The organism is Spirosoma endbachense (assembly GCF_010233585.1).
GTDB classification, from domain to species: Bacteria; Bacteroidota; Bacteroidia; order Cytophagales; family Spirosomataceae; genus Spirosoma; species Spirosoma endbachense.
The window spans coordinates 3,373,996-3,399,179 of record NZ_CP045997.1 but is presented as its reverse complement, the minus strand read 5'-3'; the positions used below and the strand labels follow the sequence as shown (position 1 = coordinate 3,399,179).

Below are 25,184 nucleotides of genomic sequence, written 5' to 3'. Positions count from 1 at the left end.
AGGGCTGCTTTTTCGTAACCAGGGGAATTCAGGTTCATTGCCTATTGATTCGACTTGCCCGATTCCTGACCTACGGATGGGCATTTACCCACACTTCGCCATCGGTAAAAACTTCTTTCTTCCAGATCGGTACAGTTTGTTTTATCGTATCGATTATGTACCGGCATGCCTCAAAGGCATCAGCGCGATGGGCTGTTGCTACACCAATTAGTACGGCTATTTCGCCCGTGAGTAATGTGCCTTTCCGATGAATAATCGTGTAACGCAGGATAGGCCAGCGACGGTGGGCTTCATCCGCAATTTTCTGCATCTCCATGATCGCCATACGGTCGTAGGCTTCATATTCGAGCCGATCAACCGGGCGCTCCTGCGTATTATCGCGTACAACGCCCAGAAATAAGTCGAGTGCTCCAGCCTGATCGGTTTGTAGGTAGCTCAGTGCCGAAGCTACATCAATTGGATTCGTAACAAGTGAAATCATCGCAGATTGGTAATTAGCAGCCTACAGTGGTAGCTTATAGATAAATTCGGTAAGCTTACCGGTGTTAATCGGATTTATCCTCCGCTAACGGGTGGAATCAGGGCAATTTCGTCTTTACTGGTGAGTAGCTGATCTGTTTCGGCATATTCGCCATTGACTGCTACCAACAATGATCGAATACCCGAAAGGCTGGGATACGCTTGATAGAGTTGGTTTAGCAGATCACTCACGCGGGCTCCTTCGCCAACCGGCACTGAAACGGCCGACTGGCCGGTCAGATCACGGGTTATACCAAACAGAAGTACTGAAATAGGGGTGCTCATTAGTCAAAATAACACTTTAAAGGAACAGCAAACAATTGTATGCTGGTAACGTAATAATCGTTTAATGAAGTTTCTCGTAACCAATAAAAATGGTGACACCACCGTGAGGTAATGTCACCATTTTTATTGGGAGAGCCAGAAAAATTGCCGATTAATTGGACTTATCTAGCTTACGCTCAGTCTTTTTTAACTTTTTGTCGGTTTTGTCGAGCGCTTTATTCGTACCGTCCTTTACGTCTTCTTTCGTATTTTTAGCCGCTCTCGATATTTTTCGCCCTGCTTTTTTGGTCTCACGCCCAGCTTTATCGGCAGCTGCGTCAACTGTTTGACCAGCCTGCTTGGCTGTTTCTTTAGCTTTCTCTTTTGTATCCTGAGCCCAGGCAACAGACAGGGTAAAGACCAGCGCTGCGGCTAGCGTCATTAACTTTTTCATAGTCATTGAGTGTTTGCGAATTTACGCCTTTACAACCGCTCAACGCCGTTAATTGTTTAATGAGTTATTCTTTATGCTTGAAAACTTTTACCTGATAAACATAAGACTGCATCCGTTTAATCTGCAGTTTGCGTGGTAGCCGGGCAAGGGTACTTTTCCGGTTCAGTCGTAAAGGCAGACCCTTTAAGGAGTCAACCGGTATGTTATTCAGCGCTTTAAGGAGATAATTGGTTTTTACCGCAAAGCTAACTCCTTCCGATGTTGTTTGCTTACCGCTGATAATACCAATCACATTGCCTTTTTCATCGAGCAAGGGTCCACCCGAGTTGCCTGGGTTAACGCCAATCGCTACCTGATAAGCCGTCGAATCGCCCCGGTAGCCAGTACCAGAGCTTAGATAACCTTCACCATAGACAATTTCTTCGCGGGGATAACCGAGTGTGTAGACCCGCTCACCCAGATCTGACTGGTGTGCATCGAAACTGTAGGGAACTGGTGTGAGCGCCCGGAACGCACTGTCGTCGCAGAGTTGTAGAAATGCCAGATCGTATGTTTGATCGGCATGAACAACACGCGCTTTGTATACCTCTCCAGTAGGGCTTTGTACGTACACCGAATCAGCATCCCGGATGATGTGGTTATTGGTAACCATATAGCCGTCGGCTGTCAGCATAAACCCTGACCCTGAAACCTGGGCCGGATTAACAGAGAGAGCCCGGCCTCTGCCGTTAAGATCGCTTAGTAATTTGCGCTGAGATGATTTAACGGCCTGAATCTCTTTACTTAATAAGCTGTATTGCTGTTCCTGCTGTCGATGGCTCTGTTGATAAGATCGGTACAGGAAAATCGAGCCGAACGTCGTAATAACGGCAACAGAGGCCGCAACGGCCAGTGTAGTACGATAGGTGCGCCAGAGCGAACGAATCTGACCTGATTGCTGTGCTTCGACCTGGTATAAACCAGCCTCCTCACGTACCGCGTCCATATCCAGACTGGTGTGAATCGCGGTCAGCTTCTGCTGAAGCCGAACTCGTTCGCCATACGCTCGCAATGTGCTTTCAATGTCTTTTTCGTCATTAGTCTCCATTGTTGTTGTGCAGACTTTGCAGTCAGTTAAGTATAACGGTTGGCGGAGGTGCCGAAGCACCCTTAGCTTTGTTTGTACTCGGAAAAAAACAATCGCTTAAGCCGCATCAGGCATTTATACTTCTGCGTTTTTGCGTTGTCAGGATTCGTATAGCCAAACTTGTCGGTTATAGCCTGCATACTCAGATGCCGGATATAAAAATCTTCCAGCAGTGTGCGGCAGGGTTCCCCAAGTCGATCGAGCGAATCAGCCATTAAATCGAATTGCCGATCCCGCTCTTCGTGTTCAGTTAAATCAGCATCGATTTGCTGCCCCGCAAAATCATCAGCGGCAGGCGTTTCTATATCGCGTACCATGAATCGATTACGTTGCGTCAACTGCTTCAGCCAAAGACGACGACCAACAGAATACAAGTATGTCTTTAGTTGGCAATGCAACTCCAGCGTACCACTCTGTGCTTTTTCGTATAGTATGACGATGGTTTCCTGATAAATGTCTTTAGCATCGTCTTCGCTACCGCTATTGCTGGTTACGAAGTGTAAGACCATCGGAAAATACCGTCGATACAATTGGTTCAGCACATCGTCGGAACCAGTTGACAGGCCCGCCAGCAATTCATCGTCGGTTAATACGGGCCGCCTACTTTCCTTCATTGCATTGCTTCATTACTTAATACAAAATCGCTCCGAACGTAACCCAAAAAAAAATTAAAAAAAATTGGGTTACCTTTTTTCCAATGGCGTATTAACGTTGACATTGTTCCATTAATCACACGTAAACAAAAACACCCCAAACTTATGAAAGCAATCACGAAATCTGCCTTCTTTTTCATGGCTATGATCGCCCTTGCAACCTCTTGCAGCTCGAAAAAGACTGAAACTGAGACGACTTCGACCGATTCTACTTCGACCATGATGTCTGACTCGACGACCGCTACGGACTCGACGATGGCTGGTGATTCGGCTTCGACCATGTCGTCGGATAGCGCGAAGTAATTTTTGCTAAGGCACAACTGCCGGTAATAATACCGACAACGCTATAAACGATTGGAAGCCCCTCGATAGTCGAAGGGCTTCTTCTTTTTTATATACATTACAAGAATAAAGTAAAAGACGTTCGCGGTAAAGCAGGAGCCGACAGGTATTGGCCTACGCATAAATCGTACCGATTATAGCTAATACAGAACGTTTATCAGTCGGTGCCTATTTTTTATAGATGCCCAATCTTCACTTCTTCAGGTAAACGTTTTGTCAGCTATAACAACTGGTAAAGGTCTACTAAGACGAATGGTGACCGATAATCAGGCCACCATTCAGTATCTTATCCGCTAATGCTTCCGACTGCCATTTCGGCTATCGCTATGCCCGGAGTGGCCATGACCTCCTCGTTCTTCGGCTAATTCGCTTTTGGTCTTACCCTCTACGTTATGCTCCTCTTCGGGACCTTGTTTGCTTTTATTGGCATTGGTCATCGTTCGCTCGCCATTAGGACGTTGACCGCCTGTATCGTGAGCATTCTGATTACGGGTCCGACCATCATTTGGCTGCAAATTATTGGAGCCTGGTTGGTTCGTGGTTTTGTTGTTAGCCATGATTTTAGTCTTTTGTTGAGTAAACTAAAAACTGGCTGGCATCTGAAATGTTCATAAACAAAAAGACCCGCCTTGCAGCGGATCTTTTTGTTTATGACTACTGAACACTACGATTAGTAGCCAGGATTCTGTTTTAGAATGCCTTTCTGATAGTCAACCTGAGTTTGTGGAATTGGCATATACTCATCTTTACCGGCGGTGAATTTTCCTCCGCCATAAGCTACCGTCAACCGTGCGCCTTCGTATGCTAAGAATGCGTTAAGTGAAGTAGCAGCGATGCCCCAACGAACAAGGTCATAGAAACGGTGGCCTTCGCCCGATAGTTCTAGTTTACGTTCAAACTGAACGGCGGTGCGAGCAGCTGCCTTATCGGCAAAGGGGGCCGTATAGTTAGCGATCAAATAATTGGCCGCTGGCTTACCATCTGCACCTTTCACAAAACCGTCGGCATTGGCTGCCCGAGTACGAACCTGGTTAACATATTTACGAGCCGTTTCTAAACTACCCACTTCGACTTCGGCCTCTGCCGCCATCAGCAGTACGTCAGCATAACGGATAATGCAGTAGTTAATCGCTGAATAGCCATCGGTCCAGGAGCTACCATCGGTAAGGGTTTTATCCTGCGATTTGTAGAAGACGAACTTTTTAGGTGAATAAGGGCCAGCAAAGCTCTGATCACGAATCCAGTCAAGGCCTGGGTGAACCATCCAGTCAAGATAAGGAATACCACGACGTCCGATAGACCAGTCTAAACGTGGATCAACCGTACCAGCGTCTGGTGTAAAGGCAGCGCTTGACGCAAGACCCTGATCTGTTTTCAATTGATTAGCTCCTGTATTATAAGAGCCGTCCAGCAAAGGAAGCCCTTTGGCATCCACCCGGAAAGAATTACCTAACTCGAAACTCGGTGCAAAGAAACCGCAGCAACCAGCAGGGCCATTAGAACCCGTGTTGTACGGGAAGTTCAGAACCAGATCGGGGTTGGCATTGTCGGAGCTACCGGTATTGGCCGCAGCCTGCGTTGCAAAAATCGATTCCTCATTGTTATCGTTTGCCGCATTGAAGACCTGAGCATACTGAGGCACCAGACCATATTTTTTGCCGTTGGTTGTTTGACCACTGGCAATAATCAGATCGAACAGCGCTTTGGCTTCCGCATACTTCTTTTGATATAGGTATGTTTTCGCCAGGTACGAAGCAGCCGCCCATTTATTGGCACGACCAGCAGCCGTCTGTGTTTCGGGCAAATTGTCATACGCAAATTTGAAATCGGCTTCAAGCTTAGGCCAGATATCTACATCGTTCTTGACCTGATCGATACCCGTTCCATAATCAACTGTTTCGTCGACGTAAGGCACCATGTTGAAGGCTCTCTTCAACTCGAAGTAATAGTGACCCCGCAGAAAACGGGCTTCACCGGTGAGCCGTGTTTTATCGGTAGCTGTTACATCTGTCCCAGCTGAAGGCAGCGAGCGAAGAACGATGTTAGCGCGGCTTACTCCTTCATACATGGCGTTCCATTTGGCGTTTACTTCACCGCTGGAAGCAAGGAGCTGGTACGTGCCGTAGGGAGTTAGTGCGTTAAAATCGCCGGAGTTTGAGCCTTTGTTCGCATCTCCGCCTGAGATACTACCCCGAACCCAGTTATAGGAGCTGGCCGACTGGCTAAAGCCCCGAGCGTTTAACTGCGCATAAGTAGAGAGCAATAGTCCTTCAAAACCCGCTTTAGACGTTAACTGGGTACTGGCTAACTGGCCGGTGGCCGGCACTTCTAAGAATTTTTCTTTGCAAGAAAACGTAGCCAACATGAGCACTGCTGTGGCTATGGTTCCTTTTGTAATAGGATTTTTCATAGTGAAATGTACCTGAAAAGTTAGATTTGTAGATGGGGAGATTACCCGATGTCAGTTAAGCTCCCCATTTCTTACCAAAGTCGTTTAGAAACCAAAGCTCAAGCCAACGTTGTAGCCGCGAGTGACTGGATAGTTACCAACATCAATACCAAAGTTAGTATCGGCTGATCCACCTACGGCTGGATCTAAGCCAGCGTATTTCGTGATGGTAAACAAATTGGTAGCCGAAGCCGATACACGCAACCGGCTAAATTTGATCTTGTTCAGCAAAACAGCAGGGAACGTATAACCAACATTGAGGTATTGCATCCGGCCATACGAGCCATTTTCCACGTAGTAAGAATTGGCCTGTGTATTCGTGCTGAAGTTCGATGTGTTTTCGAAAATGGGGACACTCGTATCCGTGTGTGTTGGCAGCCACGAATCTTTCACCCGAGCGCTAACCGCAGCTCCCGTAAATGAAGGATAGAAATCTGTAAACCAGCGTTGGTTGTTAAAGATCTTATTGCCCAACGATGCATACAGGTTTGTGTTCAGATCGAATCCTTTGTATTTCAGAGTCAGCGTTAAACTACCCGTAAATTTAGGAATCGGGCTACCCAGATACTGCCGGTCATTGTCGTCGATCTTGCCATCGTTATTCGTATCGGCGTAGCGGAAACGGCCAGGAGCTTTACCATCTTGTGTTGGAGCAGCAGCAACTTCCTCTTTGCTATTGAACAAACCAATAACTTTATAGCCATAGAACGAAGACAGATCATGACCAGGCTCATTCCGAACAACAGGAGTACCCAGGCGTGTACCACCACCCGTAAAATAGGGAACCGATGGAGCAATAGCCGTGATTTTGTTATCCAGAATACTACCAATGGCCGTAACCTCATAGTTCAGGTCGCCGGTAATGTTGCCACGTGTTGTAATTAAGAGGTCAATCCCTTTGTTACGCATACTGGCAACGTTAACATAAGGGGCATTGGCACGTACACCCACTACACCAGGAAGAGCCAGCGGATAAAGCAGATCCTTGGTATCTTTTTGCCACAGATCGAGTACAACTTCTAATTTATTGTTGAAAAACGCTCCATCGATACCGATGTTAGACGTGACGCTGGTTTCCCATTTAGCATTGGCATTACCAATCTGGCTCCGGAAGAAACCAGGAGAGATTGATGTATTGGCACCGCCAATGTCATAACCATTCCCTGCGTTAGAGGCAAAAAGGTTATACTGGTTGGTAGAGCTCAGGTAATTTGAGTTACCCATCAATCCATAACCGCCCCGAATTTTCAGATCGGATACCCAGGGGAGGTTTTTCATGAAATCCTCCGACGAAAGCCGCCAGGCTACCGAAGCCGCCGGGAAAACCCCATACCGATTGTTGGCACCAAACTGCGACGAACCATCACGACGAACAACTCCTGTCACAATGTATTTATCATTGTAGGTATACTTGAGTTGGCCAAACAGCGAGTAGAAATTGTTGCCTAAGCTATAATAACTACCAACCTGGCGCGTAGCTCCTGGAGTGGTTGTACTGATCGTTACGTAGTTTGGATCGGTTATGAAGGGGTTTAAACCCGAACCACTAACACCCCGACCTTTTCCTGTATTCAGGGCTTCGATACCTGCTAAAGCGCTAACATCGTGAATGCCGAATTTTTGCTTGTAAGAGGCCGTATTGGTAAACGTCCAGGCTAAGCCAACGTTCGAGCCTTCGCTATAGGTATAGTTCGTATTATTCTCGGAGTTTTCGTACTGGGCACGTGAGTAGTTATTGCTGTAATTACTGAAGTACGTGCCACCGATGCTACTGCGGAGTGTTAATGCTGGAATAACATCGTACTCTAAGTAAGCATTACCAAAGCCAAACACCGTGAAGTTTTTGTTATTGGCAGCTGCAATCCGGTTAGCTACTGGGTTCCGTGCATTGTTGAAACCAGGAGCAGCCGTTCCTGCATAACCACCAAACGCGTTATAAACCGGAATGATTGGTGGCATCCGGAAAGCTAACAGAATGTCATTTTCATCAGACGATACACTCGAGTTGTTGTTGGTGTTGTTACCAAGTAATCCCCCGGTGCCGCCCTGTAGACCCGTTGCCGAGACATAGGCAAACTGGATGTTTTCACCAAAACGTAATTTCTTCGTAATGTCAAATTCCGTGTTTGCCCGGAAGTTGTAACGAGAGAAATTGTTATAGGTGATAATCCCTGACTGCTGTTGTACACCAACGCTGATGTAGTAACGGCTGGATTCGGTGCCTCCCGAAAAGCCTAATGTATGCCGGGTCAGTGGAGCTACGTGGGTAATTTCCTTATACCAGTCTGTACCTTGCTTGTTGGCGGCTATAACATTGTAAATAGCTCCGTTGGCTGGGTCGGTATTGTATTTTAGTTTTTCAGCAGCTAAATCAACACTACTGGCAGCCAGACCTGACCGGCCGCCTACCAGGATGTAATCGGGTAGAACTGGAGTCTGACCGGTGCCATACTGATTACTGGAAATACCCGTAAAACTATCCGGTCCAATAGGGGTGCCGGTCTGGAAATTATCATTTTTGCGAGCCTGCCATGTCCAATCGGCTTGTTCTTGCGGAGTCAAAATTTTGGGACCGTGTCCTGGATCTGTAACACCGTATAATCCATCGTAACTAACGCTTAGTTTTTGGGCCCGGCGCTGACCTTTCTTGGTCGTTAAAACAATAACCCCAGCCGCAGCACGCGCTCCATAAATAGAAGCCGAAGCGGCATCTTTCAGTACGGTGGTTGTTTCGATGTCATCTGGTGCAATGAACTGAGAAGTCTGGGTAGGAACACCATCGACAACATATAAAGGCTGGTTACCACCAAAGGAGCCAAAGCCCCGAACCCGAACCTGGCTGGTCGTACCAGGCTGTCCGTTTGTGATAACGGTTACCCCGGCAACACGACCCTGTAGCTGTTGCTCAACGTTTGTTGAGGGAACAACTTTAAGTTGTGCTGGCTTAACGGTCGAAACAGCACCGGTAACATCCCGGCGATTTTCGGTCGAATAACCCGTTACTACTACTTCGCTCAGGGCGGTGGATTCGTCCTCAAGCGTAACGTCTACGGCCGTGCGATTACCCACGGTTACCTCCTGCGTTTTAAAACCAATCGCGGAAATAACGATTATCGGGGCAGCACCCCGAACATTCAAACTGTAAGCACCATTTGCATCGGTGGCGGTACCCGTAGTTGTTCCTTTCAGAACGACGTTGGCACCTGGAACTGGTCCATCTGCGCCGGTGACTTTACCCGTCACCCGACGGTCTTGAGCGGAAGCATTTAAGCTCCACAGCAGCATGACTGCACCTAAAATTGAGGCATGCAGAAGTCTGTAAAGTGTTGACTTCATAGGTTGGCAAAAATTGGTTTAAAGGGTTGTACTAATTCTATAGAGAAAATAATCTTACAAATATTATAGCTGTTTAATCATATTCCAAAGTAGAATCAGAATAAAATTTAGCGTATCGGCCTTCGCGAAGTACAAATTCTAGGTAATATCACTTATTGTATTTTTGCAAATACCTGAAAAACAATCAATTACTATATAGTAGGTATAGATAATGCACTATCAATGAATTTTTAAAATTTCTAATAAAATATTTCAGAAGGTGGCAGAAGGGCCGAGGATTGGCTGTTTTGACGGTTTACCTTTGTCAACTTATGCATACTAATTATTATTTTCTTCGCCAGCTTGCGCCTGCTCTTGACATACAGTTAGCAGGGCTTCGATTTGTCGAATGCTTTAGTCAGGATCGCGACGAAGTCGTGCTCGTATTTGCTCAGGCGAAGGGGAGGCTGAATTACTATAAACCCTTTTATATCAAGGCAACACTACGCCCGGACTTTTCGGGTTTATTGTTTCCGGAACGAGTGCAGCGCGCCCGGACCAATAGTATCGACCTGTTTGAGGAGGTGATCAATCCTGTGCGAACACATGAGCATGATCAATTAGCCAGCAATGTTGCCGAAGAAGCTACTGCCAATCGACCCGGACGAGCGGTGGTCAGTGTTCGTTTTTTTCTGAACGAACGTTGTCTGGCAATTTTGCTCGAGGATCACTATACGTTGCTGTTTAAGTTTTTTGGTAATCGACCCAATTTGCTGGCCTTTCACGAGAATGCAGTTATTGACCTCTTTAATCAGAAGCTAGCCGCTGACCAGCAACTCGTACTCGACGCTTTTGACCGGCCTATCGATCAATCCTGGGAGGCATTTGTTCGGGCAGAATTCGACTACCGAAAACTCTTTCCGACATTTGGCAGAGTAGTAAATGAGTGGATTTCGCAACAAAAAGCAGGGCGTGAAGAGAAGATAGGACCACAGGAAGAGTGGGAAATAATTCAGCAAACGTTACGCCAGCTTGAACAACCCCGCTACTACCTGACCCGGCTAAATCACAGACCAACCCTTAGCCTGGTGCCCCTTGGCGAGATACAGCGTGAATTTGATAATCCGATAGAGGCTGCCAATCGCTTTTTTATCTCCTATAATGGCTTAAACATCTTTGAGCGCGAAAAAGGGGATTTATTACGATTACTTGAAAAAAGGAGGAAACGAGCTGAGTCACTAATTGAAGTCAATCTTCAACGAATGATTGATCGGGAGGATGGGACTAGCCATGAAGAAATAGGCCATATCCTAATGGCCAATTTACACGACATTCCGAAAGGCTCAGGAACGAAGTCGCCTGAGACGGTAACGTTGGTCGATTTTTATCGTGATCAACCGATTACAATCAGACTAAAGCCCGATCTAAGTCCGCAGAAGAATGCCGAAAATTATTACAGAAAAGCCAAGAACGAGAAACTGGAGGCAGACTATCTAACAGCACAGGTAACGGCCCGTGAGGAAGAAATTATTCGACTTGATCGGCAAAAAACCGATCTGGAAGCTATTCAGACATTAAAAGAATTACGCCGGTATACTAAACAGTATAATCTACTGGGCGATCAGCCGGGCAAGGGAATAAATGAGGATGGCACCATTCAGCTTTTTAAGGAAGTTACAGTGGATAATTTCCGAATTCTGATTGGGCGCAATGCCAGGAACAACGATTTATTAACGCAGAAGTACGCCTATAAAGACGATTTGTGGCTTCATGCCCGCGATGTGGCTGGCTCACATGTTATTATAAAACATCAGGCTGGTAAGCCATTTCCTAAAAACGTGATCGAGCGGGCCGCTGAATTGGCCGCTTGGTACTCTAAACGCCGAACGGATAGCCTGTGCCCGGTTATTGTGACGCCTAAGAAATTCGTTCGTAAGCCAAAAGGGCTGGCTGAAGGGCAGGTGATCGTAGAGAAAGAATCTAGTATACTGGTCGTACCTAAAGAATAAATCAGTACGTGAGCAATCCGGATTGCTCACGTACTGAGCATCACTACTGCTCTACAGAGAGGCTCATTGTTGCAACGATAAGCCGGTTCATTTCACTCCAGGTATGATCCCAGGAGTTTTCCATGAGGAATTCGTCAATGGCGGTCCAATCCGTTGGATGTCCACCCGTAAGGGCTGTTTCAATTGCTGATTCGAAGGCTGATGCCGAATCGGCAATTTGTACAAAGTCGGCATTACCATACGTTCGTACAACGTCGCGGATGGGCGTTGATACGACTGGTAAGCCAGCCGCCAGGTATTCAGGCGTTTTAGTCGGGCTAATAAACCGGGTCGAGTTGTTAAGGGCAAATGGCAGCATGGCAACATCCCAGTTGCTGAAATAGGCGGGCAAGTCTTTATAGGACTTCATACCCAGATAATGTACATTGGAGCTACGGGGCAGTATAGCCGGGTTAATCTTGACGATTGGACCCAGCAGCATAAACTGCCACTGTGGTCGGCGTTGTGCGAGTTCGCGTAAAAGCTCATAATCGAATCGTTCGTCAATGACACCGCTGAAGCCAATACGTGGCCTGGGTAATGCCTGTTGATCGATCGGGTCAGGCTGTGGCTGTCGAGCTACTGAGAAATGTGAAAAGTCGATGCTGCTTGGAAACGCAAATACATCTGAATGCCGATTACATTTCGCTTCATAAAGGCTGTGTCCGCCAGTAAAAACAATATTGGCCCGCCCCATGAGCCGTTTCTCCTGTTCCAGCAATTGCGGGGGTGCTCCCCAAAATGCCGATAACTCATCCATACAGTCATAAACGGTTAGTCGGGGAGTAAGATGGTCACTGAACAGAAGAGCCATCGGTGTGTAATACCAGGCTATGAAGTTGCTAATGCGTTCATTCGCCATGAAGGTATCGATCAACTGTCGTTGTAAGCGAATTGCTTCGGCAGGCTTGGTTCCGTGGGGTAAATGAGGTACCAGAACCGTCAGACGATCGGTTTGATGGCAACGGGTAAGTGTCAACTGGTCTCCCCAAATTGGCTCTTCAATAAACCAGACCCGGTAGTTTCTGGTAGCCCGGTTTAACAAATGCTGAGGCCGCTGATACACAAAATTCCAGCGGAGGTGAGAGAAACAAATCAAATCCTGGACATCATCGACTGGGAATGAAGTGGAACTGTGATTTACTGTAGCCGGGTTGAGCTGCCGACTGGATAGATTAACTACCTTCGTTGAATCAGGTGTTGATTCCGTTATTTCCATAAACAGGTTGTAGAAGAAAATTGATTGAATAGTCTGACCAGAACTTGATTAGACATATATTCCTCCAATTTAAAAAACCTGACCGTATATGAAATGTTGATTGGGGAAATAATTAATTGAGGGAGTGGCCAGCGCCTACTCCCGTGGCCTACATCATGGGTAGGAAGATGCTGAAAGTTGCTCCATTTCCTTCCTGGCTTGTAGCTGTAATATGCCCGCCATGAATATCAACTACCTTTTTACAGATAGCTAAACCCATGCCTGTTCCGGCATATTGCATCCGTCCGTGAAGCCGTTGAAAAATAGTGAAAATGCGATCCAGGTACCGTTCGTCAAATCCAATACCATTGTCGGAAACAGTTAGTACGGCAAAACGACGACCTGCCTGCGACACATCCGATTGGGATAAGGCCGCAGGTAGTTCAGACTCAGTGGCTACGTAACCGCTAATACTAACTCGGGGAGGTATTGGCCCGCCAGTCGGATTGATATTCTGAAACTTGAGCGCATTACTTAATAAATTCTGGAATAATTGCCGAAGCAGAGAGGCATCACCCCAAACGGCTGGCAAGATATTAATCGTCAACTGGGCTTTTCGATCATAAATTGTTAGTTCAAGATCGTCGGCCACCGATGCGACCAGATGATTGAGATCCACTAAGCCAAACGTAGTTGAATTGCCCGACAATCGGGAGAAAGTCAGTAAATCCTGTACCAATGATCGCATGCGCCCGGCTGATGTCTGCATTCGCCGGATCAGGTCAGCTGCTGATTCGCTCAATTCATGGGCAAACTGATCGTTCAGTACATCGCCAAAGGAAACAATCTTACGCAAAGGCTCCTGCAAATCGTGTGAAGCTACGTAGGCAAATTGCTCCAGATTATGATTTGAACGATGGAGTTCCTGAACCGTAACTTCGAGTTGCTGGTGCATCTGTTTGGCCGTCGTAATATCCTGAACAGTAGCCACAAAGCCATCGTTGAGGTGATTCAGCGTAACATCGAACCATCGGCCCAATGCTGGCACAAATTCTTCAATCCGGATCGTTTCGTCAGTGGCCAGCATTTGCCGCAATCGATCCATGCGCTGGGGTTTAAGCGGATAGATATCGGTTAATAACAGACCCGTAAAGCGCATATCAGCTTGCCCGACAAGTTCGTCAAACTGCCGATTCGTGAGTGTTATTTTAAAATTAATAATTTCCTGTTGAGCATTACGAACTGCTTCAAACACCACAATGGCATTAGGCGATGAATTCAGAACTCCATTGAGCAGCGTAGTTTGCCGGGCAAGTCGGCGGGCAGTCTGGTGTAAATCACTCGTTTCGGTATAGGAAAGCAATAGACCATCCCGACCAAATGGAGCAGCTGATTGAACTACCCAGACCTCTCGATCGTCAATCTTGTAATTCTGTTCGATGCGATGCGCTTCGCCTGTTTCGATCACCTTAAGGTAGGTTTGCCAGAGTTTTGTTTCACGGACGGAAGGGAAAAAATCAGTCAATAACCGCCCTATAATATCCGTTTTTTCGCTCTGGCTACCAGGAAACGTGTCTTTCAGTGCTGTTTGGTTCGCAAAATGATATTGAAAATTAATGATTGGCCCATCAGGAGAGGAACCTTCACGGACGGCTATCAAACCAACTAATCCATTAATTGAATGAGCCAGTACCTGTTGCCAAAGGAATGCCTGCTCTTCGGTGGATAGCTCAAATCCAGGAGGAGCTGCATTAAAAGGAGATAGTTGATTCATGAAGGTTACGGTATAGTTAAGGATAGATACGCATCTATAGAACTTCAGGATTTATAAATTTGGTATAAAAAAAACAATAAAATCAGGAGAAATGCGTACTGTTTGCCCTAAAAAAAATGCCCTGGCACTCTCAATGAGCGTTTTGGGCATTGTGTTGATAATGAATGCGTTGTTACTTGGTTCTAATCGCCCTATTTAGCAGAAATACCGTTAAATAAATGAATGAAAATTGCCCATAACCAAGTTTCTATCGAGCTATGCGTCGACGCAACTTGATGGTATAACAGTAACAGTATTCGGGCAGGGACAAACGGATCAGGACCCTGGCGTCAATTTTTTACCTTCATTCAGTTCAAACAAATAGCCATCAAGGTCAGAAAAGTATACCTGGACCACGCCATCGAAACGCACCTGTTTGTGAAAGGGTATGTTCTGGGCTTTCAGATATTGTTCTGCCTTGCTAATATCTGCGACAAACAGCGCAAAATGGCTTCCGTTTTTGTCGTGCGTAATTTGTTCTGTTCGACCGTCCATGAGGTGAATCTGCTGACCATCACCTAAATCGAACCAGGCACGGATCGCTTTCAAATTATCGGGAACAGGAATTGGCTTTAAACCCATAACATCGCGGTAAAAAATGGCACTCTTCGCTACATCTTTTACGTGAATAGCCAGGTGATTGTGCCGGATAATCCCAAGTTTATCCTGGCCGAAAAGTGTACCGGATGTTAAGCCAATACATACCAATAGAAATAAAACGAGTCGCTTTTTCATAGTCCACGAAAGTAATCAATGAATTAAAACGACTTGGGTAGATTGACTATTTTTTTGATCAATTTTAAGCATATAACGCCCGGACGGAAGCCCGCGTAAATTAACTGTTCGGGAATAATCGCCAGAGCCGGGAATTGACTCGGTTTCGGTTCGCAGCCGCTGCCCGAGCATGTTCGTCAGCGTTAATGTGACAGGCCCGGCCGACTGAGCTGAAAAATCAATGGTCAACGTTTCGGCTGTTGGATTCGGGTATACGCGTATTGGACTCGACACGGGTTCGTTGATCGCCGTTATGGGGGATAGAACAACAGTTTCTACCGTTTTCAGAATTAAATTGCCCGGATCTATCAACACGCCCGTTACCGCTCCGCGCGTAGGTAAAGTATAGATCTGATCGGCTTGATCGTTAAAGACTGTTACGGTTGTATCGCCTGAGGCCGATTGCACCCGTATTTGAACCGGCATTGTAAACGAAGCAGGATTAGTGGCAACCGTATTTCGTTGTTCAAGCCGTAGTTGTATTGTACGGGACCCATTAACGATCGAAGCCGTAGCGCGGTAGGTTGGATACCCTTCGCCGTAAATCCACTGCTGGAAGAAATAGCCTAATTTTTGGCCAGAAACCTGTTCTGCAACAGCCTGAAAATCGTCTGTTACGGCCGATTTGTAGGCAACGGCTGGTGAAGCTGCGTATGCACGAAGAATCTTGAAAAATGTCTCCTCACCCACAACACCCCGGAGCATATGCAGGACAGTTGCTCCTTTTGCATAAGTGCGGTTACCATCGAAAATATTCCCGAAGTTGGTAATATTCTGGACGTAAATGGAGCCACGGGCGTTACGGGCACGATTCATGAAATTAGTGATGGCCGTTTGGTATCCCGTCATTCCAGTTGTCGATTCGGCATAGATTGCTTCGGCATAAGAAGCAAATCCTTCATTAAGCCATATATTCTGCCAGTCGCGGCAGGTGATCTTGTCGCCAAACCATTGGTGGGCCAACTCATGAGCGATAACATTCGGAGTGAGCGCCCTCTCTTCCATCGATGAAATCGTTTGATGCTCCATTCCACCCGTATTCAGGCCAATCTGGGCATGGCCATATTTTTCGCGCAAAAATGGGTATGGCCCGAAACGATCGGTAAATAACTGAATCATGGCGGGTGTCTGATTCAGGGCAGCTTTAACCTTCGGTAAGGTTTCCGGATAAATGTAGTGGGTAATTAGTAATGGTGGCCCACCCGTTGGGAGCGTTGCCGGGGTGTCGTAACGCTCGTAGTTTGTCAGCGCAATTGAGATCAGGTATTGGGCAATTGGGTAGCTGTTTCGCCAGCGATAGGTTCGGGTGCCATCAGGGTTGTCGGTGGTGCCGATCAGGATTCCATTGGAAACGGATACAAATCGGGCGGGTGCCGTAATGCTGACCGCTGACGAATCGGCTTTGTCGCCGGGAGTGTCTTTGCAGGGGAACCAGTCCGGCGCACCGTAAGGCTCGCTTAAACTCCAGATTACCGGATCGGCGGTCGATTCGTGTTTGCTGAATACAAAAGTGCCTAAGTCGCGGCTATTGGGAATGCCCTGATAGTAGACAGTTAACGTCAGGGCTTGCCCAGTGGCTAATGGTTGCGAAGGAGTAATGGTTAGTTGATTTCGTGCATGCTGATAGGTGAGTTTCTGGTTACCGGCTTTTACGGAATCAACGCGTAATCCCTGTCCTGTTGGAATCGTGGTTGAGTTCAGATCCAGAAAGAAACTACTGATTGAGGTTGTGCTTTTGAGGGTAATCGTGGCTACTCCCTTCAGGTAATTTGGCGTATGAGTCAGAGAAAGATCAAGGCCATAATAGGTAACGTCGATGGTCGGATCGCCAGCATAGGCAATACGCGCTTTAGGATTCGTGGCTAATCGATCATAATAGCCAACTTTACCTGCCCGACAGGCGACTCCGCCGTCATCAAGTGTGTCGGTCTGTGCCTGAGTAAGATGCGAAAGTAAAAGAAAGATAATAGTGACTAAACACATATAGAACCGCACTTATTGACGTGCTATACCCGAAAACGCTAAAACGAACGGAAAGTTATTGGCCTGATGATAGTTGTTTTTGCTCCTTTGCTTTTTCTTCTGCCCGTGCCTTCAAGACATCGAGTTGTCGCTGTTCAGCTTCGGGGAGCTGGAGTTGCCAGCCCATAGAACTGGCGAGTTGATACATCATGTACTGAATCTGATTGTTGGCAATTTTAGGCAGATCGCTTTGTAAGGCCCGATCATTCATTGCCTGCTTGGCTTCATCTAAAATCTGCGTATAATCGGCTCCGCTAAAGTGATTCAGGATACCCGCCTGAATGTCATAGAATTTGTAGTCGGTATCAATTGACAGCACTTCTGGCTCCGGAAACGATTCGATGATTAATTTCTTATCGCCAGTATCGGATGCCCGAAACCGGACTTTAGCAAAGTCAAAGCCAACCAGAACCTTTGATTTCGCAATGACCATTGCCTTTTTGGGGTCATTGAGCAGATAAAGAATTTTCTTTTGATCCTGATAATTATAAATTTCCGAGAAGTACCCTTCGGCCATAACGACCTTGAACACTTTCTCGATGCGTTCCAGCAGGAGGGTTGATTCATGCCGGACATCTGTGACACCTGAACGATTACGCAGAACATTCGCGAGAGTAATACCTCCGCCTGCGCCGACAATAAGAAGAAGTACGGTGGTTAAGAAATCCATTGGGTTAAAATCAAGTTATCGTTTGACGACTTACGCTTCCGGGTGTCACTCGCTGATTGGCAAAAAACAGGAAATAGCCGGACTTATGCGTTGGCAAAGAAACGGATTTTGCGCGGGTTTGTTGAAAACAAAAAGGGGCCAGCAATGACCCCTTTCGTATCTACAGATTTATCGCTGACGACTACTTCGCGTAGGCCACCGCCCGCATTTCCCGGATAACCGTCACTTTGATCTGGCCAGGATATTGCATTTCCTTTTCGATCTTCTGCGAAATTTCGTAAGATAATACGCCTGCCCGCTCATCTGAAACATGATCGGCATCGACCATAATGCGTAGCTCACGACCAGCCTGAATGGCGTAACATTTCGTTACACCGGGAAAATTGCCTGCTAGTTCTTCCAGTTCTTTGAGCCGTTTGATGTACGATTCCATCATTTCACGGCGGGCACCCGGCCGTGAGCCCGAAACAGCATCACAAACCTGCACGATCGGCGAGATCATACTCGTCATCTCGATTTCATCGTGGTGGGCGCCAATGGCGTTGATTACTTCGGGGTTCTCTTTGTATTTCTTGGCTAACTCCATGCCCAGAATGGCGTGGGGCAGTTCAGCTTCTTCGGGCCATACTTTGCCAATATCGTGAAGGAGACCGGCACGTTTAGCGAGCTTGGCATTCAGCCCTAACTCGGCAGCCATGGTGGCGCAGAGTTTGGCTACTTCGCGGGAGTGCTGGAGAAGGTTCTGACCATAGCTGGACCGGAAGCGCATCCGCCCAACCATCTTGATCAATTCGGGGTGAAGACCATGAATGCCGAGATCAATAACGGTTCGCTCACCGATCTCAACGATTTCATCTTCAATATTTTTGCGGGTTTTGGCAACAATTTCTTCAATGCGAGCCGGGTGAATACGTCCGTCCTGCACGAGTCGGTGGAGTGATAACCGGGCAATTTCGCGCCGAACCGGATCGAAACCGGAAATAATAATTGCTTCGGGCGTATCATCGACAATGATTTCGACGCCGGTTGCTGCTTCGAGGGCTCGGATATTACGACCTTCGCGACCAATTACCTTCCCTTTTACATCGTCGGATTCGATATTGAAAACCGAAACGCAGTTTTCGATGGCGTGTTCGGTAGCTGTCCGCTGGATGGTTTCGATAACCACCTTTTTGGCTTCTTTGGTAGCCGTTAGTTTGGCTTCCTCAACGATATTTTTGATGTACGATGACGCCCTGGTTTCAGCTTCGGCCTTTAGCGTATCAACAAGCTGTTCACGGGCCTGATCGGCGGAGAGGCCAGCTATTTTTTCGAGTTGCGCAACCTGATCGGCCAACATACGGTCGGCTTCCTGCTGACGGCGGTCAACATCTTCTTTCCGGCGGTTAAGCGCATCGATTTGCTGCGATAGGCTATTTTTTTGTTGCCCGAGTTCGTTCCGTTGCTGGTTTAATTCGTTTTCACGGTTTCGCTGCTGATCGGCCTGTTGGCTAAGTTGTTGCTCGCGCTGCTTGAGTTTTGTTTCGTTCTGAAGAAGTAGATTTCGTTTCTGATTGGTTGTCTCTTCAAATTCGGCTTTCAGCTTAAGGTATTTTTCTTTCGCTTCCAGCATCCGATCTTTTTTAATTGTTTCGGCCTGTAATTCTGCATTTTTCAATATAGAAGCTGCTTTTTCTTCAGCTTCCTGTTCGCGTTTGGCATGAGCGCCCGCCATCATCCGGCGGCCGATCACTAGCCCGATTCCGCCACCCGCAAGGGCGGCAAAGACGGCTAACCAAAGTGGGATATCCATTGTACTTATATCGTTTGGGGTGAACAAATAAACCATTCAACCTGCCGCGATACGAGTGCCCAGTATATGACCCGGGGCATTGTGGGGTGGGTGACCCGCCGTTTTTTATGTTGTTATGGCCGGCGTGACGACCTGATCTAACTGAGTTATTTTGTCAAACACCATTTGTTGTAATCGTTGCACCTGTCGTTCTCCTCTGAGCTTGGTAATCAGGCAATCGAAGGCTATCCGCGCTAAAGCATCCTGCGTATCGCTGATGCCCAGATCCCGATATTGCTTCAGTTCATCCTGAAGCAGTTTGGCGGCCTCGCGCACGATTGCTTCCGACTCCGATTCTACAAACAGTTTGTAATATCGGTCGGCAATTTTTACGCGAATAGACAGTTCTTCCATCGCTGCGGTCGGCTCAGAATAGGCTTAAGCCTGGAGCCAATTTGGGTTTATGACAAACTACTCAAGTGAGCTATACACCGTTCTAATTCCCGGATATACTCGTCGAGTTGTTTTTTTAATTCGGCATTCGTATCTGTCTCTGACAGATTGGTACTTACAATAATACCAAAGTCTTTTGACTTTAGTACCTTTTTCTCTGAATTATCTAATTTTTTCTGTAACTCTTTTGTTTGGGTTTGTTGTTCCTTCAGGCGATTATTTAGGTCGTTATTCTGACTTTCCAGTTGCTTGATACGCCTTTTTGCATCATCATATACATCTTTTAGCAACCCGATTTTGCGTTCGAGTTGCTCTACCAATGCCACGATTTGATGCTCACTAACCACGGTTTATTTGAGTAATTACGTAAATAAGTGATTGATCCATTGATTAGTGTACTCTCCCAAAATGCAATTTCTCTCGCACTTATTTACTCATTATTTACGAATCACCGCGCCCAGATCACGCTCAAAACCAGTCATGAGCCGCTGCATGGTTTTTTCGATAACTGCATCAGTCAGTGTCTGGGTCGGGTCTTGCAGCGTAAAGCTTACAGAGTATGATTTTTTACCCGCGCCCAGGCTTTCTCCCTCATATACATCAAAGGCATTTATCGAACGTAGCAATTTACGTTCCGTTTGATGAGCCAGTCGGCTGATCTGTTCAAATGTAACTGCCTTATCGAGCACTAGTGATAAATCACGCCGAACTTCAGGAAAACGGGGTACTTCTGCGTATCGGGTTTTAGTATTAGCCAGCTTCAGCAAGGCACTCCAGTCGAAATCGGCGTAAAATACGGGTTGTTTCAGATCAACCAGTTTGGTTAATTTTGGTTGTACCAGCCCCAAACTGACCAGTGGTTTCTTGTTAACCAGATAAGTCAAGCCATACTGGAATATAGCAGGGTCAGCTGGCTGTGTATCAACTGATTTTATTCGGAATAGATTCAATACTCGCTGAGCTGCCGTTGCTATATCATGATAGGCTACTGCCTGACCTTTTTGCAGCCAGCTTTCTGCTTCCTGATTACCAGACACTGCCAGGCTGAGCCGCATCCGCTCATTGTATTTACTGGTTCCATCGTCGTTCTGGATCTTGTGGTAAACCTTGCCAAACTCAAATGTCTTCAGATCTTTCTGCCTGCGGTTCAGGTTATAGACCAGCGTTTCGAGTGATGAGAACAACATTGTCTGCCGCATAACCGATAATTCCTCGCTCAGTGGATTCAGTAACGTGACGTCCTCACCAGGCAGCGTAGACCGGATTGCATCATTATAAGCTGGCCGGGTAAGCGAGAGTGTCAGAATTTCGTAGAAACCATTAGCCGCCAGAAGTTGACCCACGCGGCTTTGCCACTGATTTGGGTCGGTTTTGGGGAATTCAGATAGCGAGTCGGCCGAAAGCGTGACCGATAACGGCACATTGTCTAACCCGTATATCCGCAATATTTCTTCAATAACGTCGGCTTCGCGCGTAACATCTACCCGGTAAGGAGGAACAACCGCCATGAAACTGTCGGCACTCATTTCGCCAGCCTGAATATCGAGCGCGTTCAGGATACGGTGAATCTCTGTCCGGTCAATCGCTATGCCAATCAGCCGATCAATGTTTCGATAGCGTACCAGCACCCGGAACGGTTCTATGGGGTCTGGATACAAATCGGTTATTTCAGAACTCACCACACCGCCTGCCACTTCCTGAATCAGCAAAGCAGCACGTTTCAGCGCGAACACGGGTATATTGGGATCGGTACCACGCTCGAATCGGAAGGAGGCATCGGTTTTAAGGCCGTGATACTGGGCCGTTTTTCGAACGGATGTCGGTGAGAAGTAAGCTGACTCCAGAAAGATGCTTGTCGTCTCGGCAGTTACCCCTGAATTTTGTCCGCCGAAAACCCCTGCAATACACATCGGTTTTTCGGCATCACAGATCATGAGATCGGTAGCGCTGAGCTTACGCTCGACGCCATCGAGGGTTACGAAGGGCGTTCCTTCCGGCAACGTTTTAACGATAACCTGAGTACCTGCAATCTTACCCGCGTCGAAAGCGTGGAGCGGTTGCCCAAGGTCATGACAGACAAAGTTGGTCACATCCACAACGTTGTTGATCGGATTGAGGCCAATGCTGATCAATCGTTTCTTTAACCAGTCTGGCGATTCTCCAACGGTCAGCCCGGTAATGGTCAATCCTGCGTAACGTGGGCAGGCCGCAAGGTCTTCTACACGTACGTCGAGCGTAAGATCACGATTATTCACCGCAAAATCGGCCACTGATGGCATGGTCAGTGGTCGGTTCAGGGCGGCTTTCAGGTCGCGGGCAGTGCCGAAGTGCGAAGCGGCATCGATGCGGTTCGGAGTCAGACCGATCGCAATCTGGTAGTCAGCTTCAAGATTAAAATAGCGGGCGGCTGGTGTTCCATTGGGTATCTGAGCTGCGGGGCCGTTCGTGTCCAGCACAATAATGCCCGCATGAGAAACGCCTAATCCGATTTCATCTTCGGCGCAAATCATTCCCTCCGAAGCAGCCCCACGAATTTTGGCTTTCTTGATTTGAAATGGTTCACCCGATGTTGGGTGCAAGGTTGCGCCCACAAGGGCAACCACCACTTTCTGTCCAGCCGCAACGTTGGGCGCTCCGCAAACAATTGAAAGCGGTTGTTCGGCACCGACATCCACTGTTGTCAGACTCAGTTTATCGGCGTCGGGGTGGGGAGTGCAGGTCAGTACTTCGCCAATGACGACGCCTTCCAACCCACCAGGTATGGCCTCAATTTTCTCGACTCCTTCAACTTCAAGACCGGTTCCGGTCAGTATTTTGCCTACTTCTTCGGGTGACTCGGGTAAATTAATATACTCTTGCAACCATTTATAGGAAATCTCCATACGATGCCAATGCGATAAATGTCGCAAAGGTAAGGAGAAATAGGAACAAGGGGAGTGGAGTAGAAAGAACTATTTGCCCGGCTTGGCCAGTCTTGTCTTTTCTGTTTAATGATAGCGTTCTCCCGCTTTTACGGCTATAGGTAGTTTATTTTCGGCGGGAGGCAATGGACAGGCAAAAGTAGGATTGTAGGCACAGTAGGGATTGTAGGCCGAATTAAAGTCTAATAATGCCTGTGAATCTGTCAGTTGGGCCGGTGCAAGCTCCAGATAACGGCCTCCGCCGTAAGTTTCAGTCCCAGAGGTCACATCGCGGAAGAGTATCGAATAGGTCTTTTGGACTCTTACAATAAGTAGCCTGCATGTTTCGCCATTTAGGCTAAAAACGGCATGGGCAAATTTATCATATACTTCCTCAGAACCATCACTCATCCGAACAACGAGCTTCTGCGTTTTATCGGCGAAAGGCTCAAGTTTGGCGATTACCCTGAAGTTCGGATCAGACGGAAAGTAGGAGAGTCCTTTGAAATTCGCTTTATCGGTGATCGGTGAGTCGGCACCGTTTTTGAAAAGCTGATCCTTTTTTTTGCGTTCCTGCTGTAGTTGTCGATTGTATTCTTTGGGTTGAACGGACGCATTCAGCCCTTCTGATGAACCCGATGGATTACCATCGAAAAAGCTGAAATACAGAACGAGCAGGACAAGAAATGAAAGGCCAATTAATAAATATTTGTTCGTCAACATAATTGCAAACGTGCGAAATTTTATTTATAATGTGCTAAAATCATATAAATAAATCGCGCAACACTACACTTTCTTTGTGTAAAAATGAGTATCATTACAAATGATGATTTTTACTTAATTTAGTTTTTAATCCTACTTTAATATCTTTGGAGGAAATACAGCCTTCCTCTCTTGCTTATATTCCACATTAACCAATGGCTAAACTCTACGAGCTAAAAACATTTGTTTCTGATAACGGAAACCTGACTGTCTTCGAAAACGTGATTCCGGGGACAATTCAGCGGGTTTTCTATATATATGGAGCTGGGCAGAATCCACGCGCAGGCCACCGGCATGTGCGTGCCTGGAATGCGCTTATTTGTCTGAATGGAAGTTGCCGTGTATACAATCATAACGGAAAGGTAGAAACTACTTATTATCTGGACGACCCGCGGCAGTGCCTTGTTCTGGAGCCTGAAGACTGGCATATCATGGATGAATTTTCGGACGATGCGATTCTGCTCGTTGTTTCGAATGAGCTTTACGATAAAGACGACTATATCCACGAACCCTACCCGAACAGCCGACGTACTGATGAGTCGGTACTAGCCGATTCAGAATGATTCCTTTTCTGGACTTAAAGCGTATTAATCAACCCCATCTGGAGCGGATACGTGAAGCCAACGAGCGGGTATTGCATTCGGGCTGGTATATTCTGGGGCAGGAAGTTGAGCGCTTTGAACGCCAGTTTGCTGATTTTTGCGGAACACGTCACTGCATTGGTGTTGCCAACGGGCTTGATGCACTCACGCTGGTACTGAAAGCGTGGGACTTCCCGGCCCATAGCGAAGTAATCGTACCGGCCAATGCCTATATCGCATCCGTCCTAAGCGTTACACTGGCTAACCTAATACCTGTCTGGGTTGAACCCGATCCGAATACCTATCTGCTTGACCCTGTCTGTATTGAAGCGGCTATTACCGACCGTACCAGAGCGATTCTCCCCGTTCATTTATACGGGCGTTGCTGTGATATGGGGCCGATTCGTGAGGTAGCAGCGAAATATGGCCTGACTATTCTGGAAGATGCCGCACAGGCCCACGGGGCTACTTATAACGGAAAACAGGCAGGGAATCTTGGAGATGCTGCCGGTTGGAGTTTTTATCCCAGCAAAAATCTGGGTGCTTTAGGTGATGCCGGTGCCATTACCACCAATGACGATGTTCTGGCTGAACGGATCAGGGCGTTGCGAAACTATGGGTCGTCGCAGAAATACGTCAATAATTTTATCGGGCATAATAGCCGCCTGGATGAACTACAGGCTGCTATTTTGGCTGCCAAATTACCATCACTGATACCGGAAAATAAACGACGCAGAACATTGGCAGAACTGTATCTGACGGGTATTGCCAATCCTGATGTGCTATTGCCACCGGCCGATCAGCTTGAACAGGATGTTTGGCATTTGTTCGTGATCAGACACCCCCGACGCGACATACTGCGCACATTTCTGCTTGAACGAGGTATTGGTACGGATGTTCATTACCCAATTCCTCCTCACAGACAACATGCTTACAAACAGTATGCTCACTGCTCGCTGCCAATCTCGGAGCAATTACACCACGAAGTACTCAGTTTGCCGCTCAACCCATCGCTGACGAACGATGAAGTGATTTATATAATTGACACGATAAATCAATTTAGCGACTGA

Annotated in this window: 22 protein-coding genes; 3 read left to right on the top strand and 19 right to left on the bottom strand. The window is 47.1% G+C overall.

Going from position 1 to position 25,184, the window contains the following annotated elements; translation table 11 throughout:
* Positions 1–70: 70 nt before the first annotated feature.
* From GJR95_RS13515 to GJR95_RS13475, 9 genes are all read right to left on the bottom strand, one after another.
* Positions 71–481 (bottom strand): molybdenum cofactor biosynthesis protein MoaE, encoded by a 411-nt coding sequence (locus GJR95_RS13515; RefSeq protein ID WP_162386365.1) that lies wholly within the window; start codon positions 479–481, stop codon positions 71–73.
* A 74-nt stretch (positions 482–555) separates the two neighbouring features.
* Positions 556–804 (bottom strand): MoaD/ThiS family protein, encoded by a 249-nt coding sequence (locus GJR95_RS13510; RefSeq protein ID WP_162386364.1) that lies wholly within the window; start codon positions 802–804, stop codon positions 556–558.
* A 151-nt stretch (positions 805–955) separates the two neighbouring features.
* The gene (locus tag GJR95_RS13505) at positions 956–1,237 is read right to left on the bottom strand and encodes a hypothetical protein (RefSeq protein WP_162386363.1); all 282 of its coding nucleotides are present in this window, start codon (positions 1,235–1,237) and stop codon (positions 956–958) included.
* Positions 1,238–1,301: 64 nt separating this feature from the next.
* Positions 1,302–2,324, bottom strand: a complete 1,023-nt coding sequence (locus GJR95_RS13500) for a S1C family serine protease (RefSeq protein ID WP_162386362.1) — start codon at positions 2,322–2,324, stop codon at positions 1,302–1,304.
* Positions 2,325–2,386: 62 nt separating this feature from the next.
* On the bottom strand, positions 2,387–2,977 hold the full coding sequence (locus GJR95_RS13495; RefSeq protein ID WP_162386361.1) for an RNA polymerase sigma factor: 591 nt from the start codon (positions 2,975–2,977) through the stop codon (positions 2,387–2,389).
* Positions 2,974–3,297: a hypothetical protein gene (locus GJR95_RS42095; protein WP_232541181.1), complete on the bottom strand. Its 324-nt coding sequence runs from the start codon at positions 3,295–3,297 to the stop codon at positions 2,974–2,976. The genes GJR95_RS13495 and GJR95_RS42095 overlap by 4 nt, the downstream gene beginning before the upstream one ends.
* Before the next feature lie 354 nt (positions 3,298–3,651).
* The gene (locus tag GJR95_RS13485) at positions 3,652–3,915 is read right to left on the bottom strand and encodes a hypothetical protein (RefSeq protein ID WP_162386360.1); all 264 of its coding nucleotides are present in this window, start codon (positions 3,913–3,915) and stop codon (positions 3,652–3,654) included.
* A gap of 113 nt (positions 3,916–4,028) precedes the next feature.
* Complete coding sequence (locus tag GJR95_RS13480; RefSeq protein WP_162386359.1) at positions 4,029–5,768, bottom strand: RagB/SusD family nutrient uptake outer membrane protein; 1,740 nt, start codon at positions 5,766–5,768, stop codon at positions 4,029–4,031.
* An 84-nt stretch (positions 5,769–5,852) separates the two neighbouring features.
* A complete protein-coding gene (locus GJR95_RS13475) occupies positions 5,853–9,143 on the bottom strand; it encodes a SusC/RagA family TonB-linked outer membrane protein (protein WP_162386358.1) in 3,291 nt (1,096 codons plus the stop codon).
* 311 nt (positions 9,144–9,454) lie between these two features.
* Between GJR95_RS13475 and GJR95_RS13470 the strand changes: the two genes are divergently transcribed.
* Positions 9,455–11,131: an NFACT RNA binding domain-containing protein gene (locus GJR95_RS13470; RefSeq protein ID WP_162386357.1), complete on the top strand. Its 1,677-nt coding sequence runs from the start codon at positions 9,455–9,457 to the stop codon at positions 11,129–11,131.
* Positions 11,132–11,174: 43 nt separating this feature from the next.
* Here the strand turns inward: GJR95_RS13470 and GJR95_RS13465 are convergent, their stop codons facing one another.
* The 10 genes from GJR95_RS13465 to GJR95_RS13420 all read right to left on the bottom strand — a co-directional run bounded on the left by GJR95_RS13465 (position 11,175) and on the right by GJR95_RS13420 (position 23,494).
* On the bottom strand, positions 11,175–12,389 hold the full coding sequence (locus GJR95_RS13465) for a glycosyltransferase family 1 protein (protein WP_162386356.1): 1,215 nt from the start codon (positions 12,387–12,389) through the stop codon (positions 11,175–11,177).
* A 148-nt stretch (positions 12,390–12,537) separates the two neighbouring features.
* Positions 12,538–14,142, bottom strand: coding sequence for a sensor histidine kinase (locus GJR95_RS13460; RefSeq protein ID WP_162386355.1), 1,605 nt, complete (start codon positions 14,140–14,142; stop codon positions 12,538–12,540).
* A gap of 315 nt (positions 14,143–14,457) precedes the next feature.
* Entirely contained in the window at positions 14,458–14,916 is a 459-nt protein-coding gene (locus tag GJR95_RS13455; RefSeq protein ID WP_162386354.1) for a VOC family protein, read from the bottom strand.
* 15 nt (positions 14,917–14,931) lie between these two features.
* Complete coding sequence (locus GJR95_RS13450) at positions 14,932–16,938, bottom strand: M1 family aminopeptidase (RefSeq protein ID WP_162386353.1); 2,007 nt, start codon at positions 16,936–16,938, stop codon at positions 14,932–14,934.
* A 55-nt stretch (positions 16,939–16,993) separates the two neighbouring features.
* Positions 16,994–17,647, bottom strand: a complete 654-nt coding sequence (locus GJR95_RS13445) for a DUF4230 domain-containing protein (protein ID WP_162386352.1) — start codon at positions 17,645–17,647, stop codon at positions 16,994–16,996.
* A gap of 181 nt (positions 17,648–17,828) precedes the next feature.
* Positions 17,829–19,439, bottom strand: coding sequence for a ribonuclease Y (rny, locus tag GJR95_RS13440; RefSeq protein WP_162386351.1), 1,611 nt, complete (start codon positions 19,437–19,439; stop codon positions 17,829–17,831).
* A gap of 105 nt (positions 19,440–19,544) precedes the next feature.
* Positions 19,545–19,832, bottom strand: a complete 288-nt coding sequence (locus GJR95_RS13435) for a cell division protein ZapA (RefSeq protein WP_162386350.1) — start codon at positions 19,830–19,832, stop codon at positions 19,545–19,547.
* A 47-nt stretch (positions 19,833–19,879) separates the two neighbouring features.
* The gene (locus GJR95_RS13430) at positions 19,880–20,218 is read right to left on the bottom strand and encodes a coiled-coil domain-containing protein (RefSeq protein WP_162386349.1); all 339 of its coding nucleotides are present in this window, start codon (positions 20,216–20,218) and stop codon (positions 19,880–19,882) included.
* 90 nt (positions 20,219–20,308) lie between these two features.
* Complete coding sequence (pheT, locus tag GJR95_RS13425) at positions 20,309–22,753, bottom strand: phenylalanine--tRNA ligase subunit beta (RefSeq protein WP_162386348.1); 2,445 nt, start codon at positions 22,751–22,753, stop codon at positions 20,309–20,311.
* Positions 22,754–22,858: 105 nt separating this feature from the next.
* Positions 22,859–23,494, bottom strand: coding sequence for a DUF1684 domain-containing protein (locus GJR95_RS13420; RefSeq protein ID WP_162386347.1), 636 nt, complete (start codon positions 23,492–23,494; stop codon positions 22,859–22,861).
* A gap of 194 nt (positions 23,495–23,688) precedes the next feature.
* Here GJR95_RS13420 and GJR95_RS13415 point away from each other — a divergent pair, with 194 nt between their 5' ends.
* Positions 23,689–24,096: a sugar 3,4-ketoisomerase gene (locus tag GJR95_RS13415; protein ID WP_162386346.1), complete on the top strand. Its 408-nt coding sequence runs from the start codon at positions 23,689–23,691 to the stop codon at positions 24,094–24,096.
* Entirely contained in the window at positions 24,093–25,184 is a 1,092-nt protein-coding gene (locus tag GJR95_RS13410; RefSeq protein WP_162386345.1) for a DegT/DnrJ/EryC1/StrS family aminotransferase, read from the top strand. Before GJR95_RS13415 ends, GJR95_RS13410 begins: the two co-directional genes overlap by 4 nt.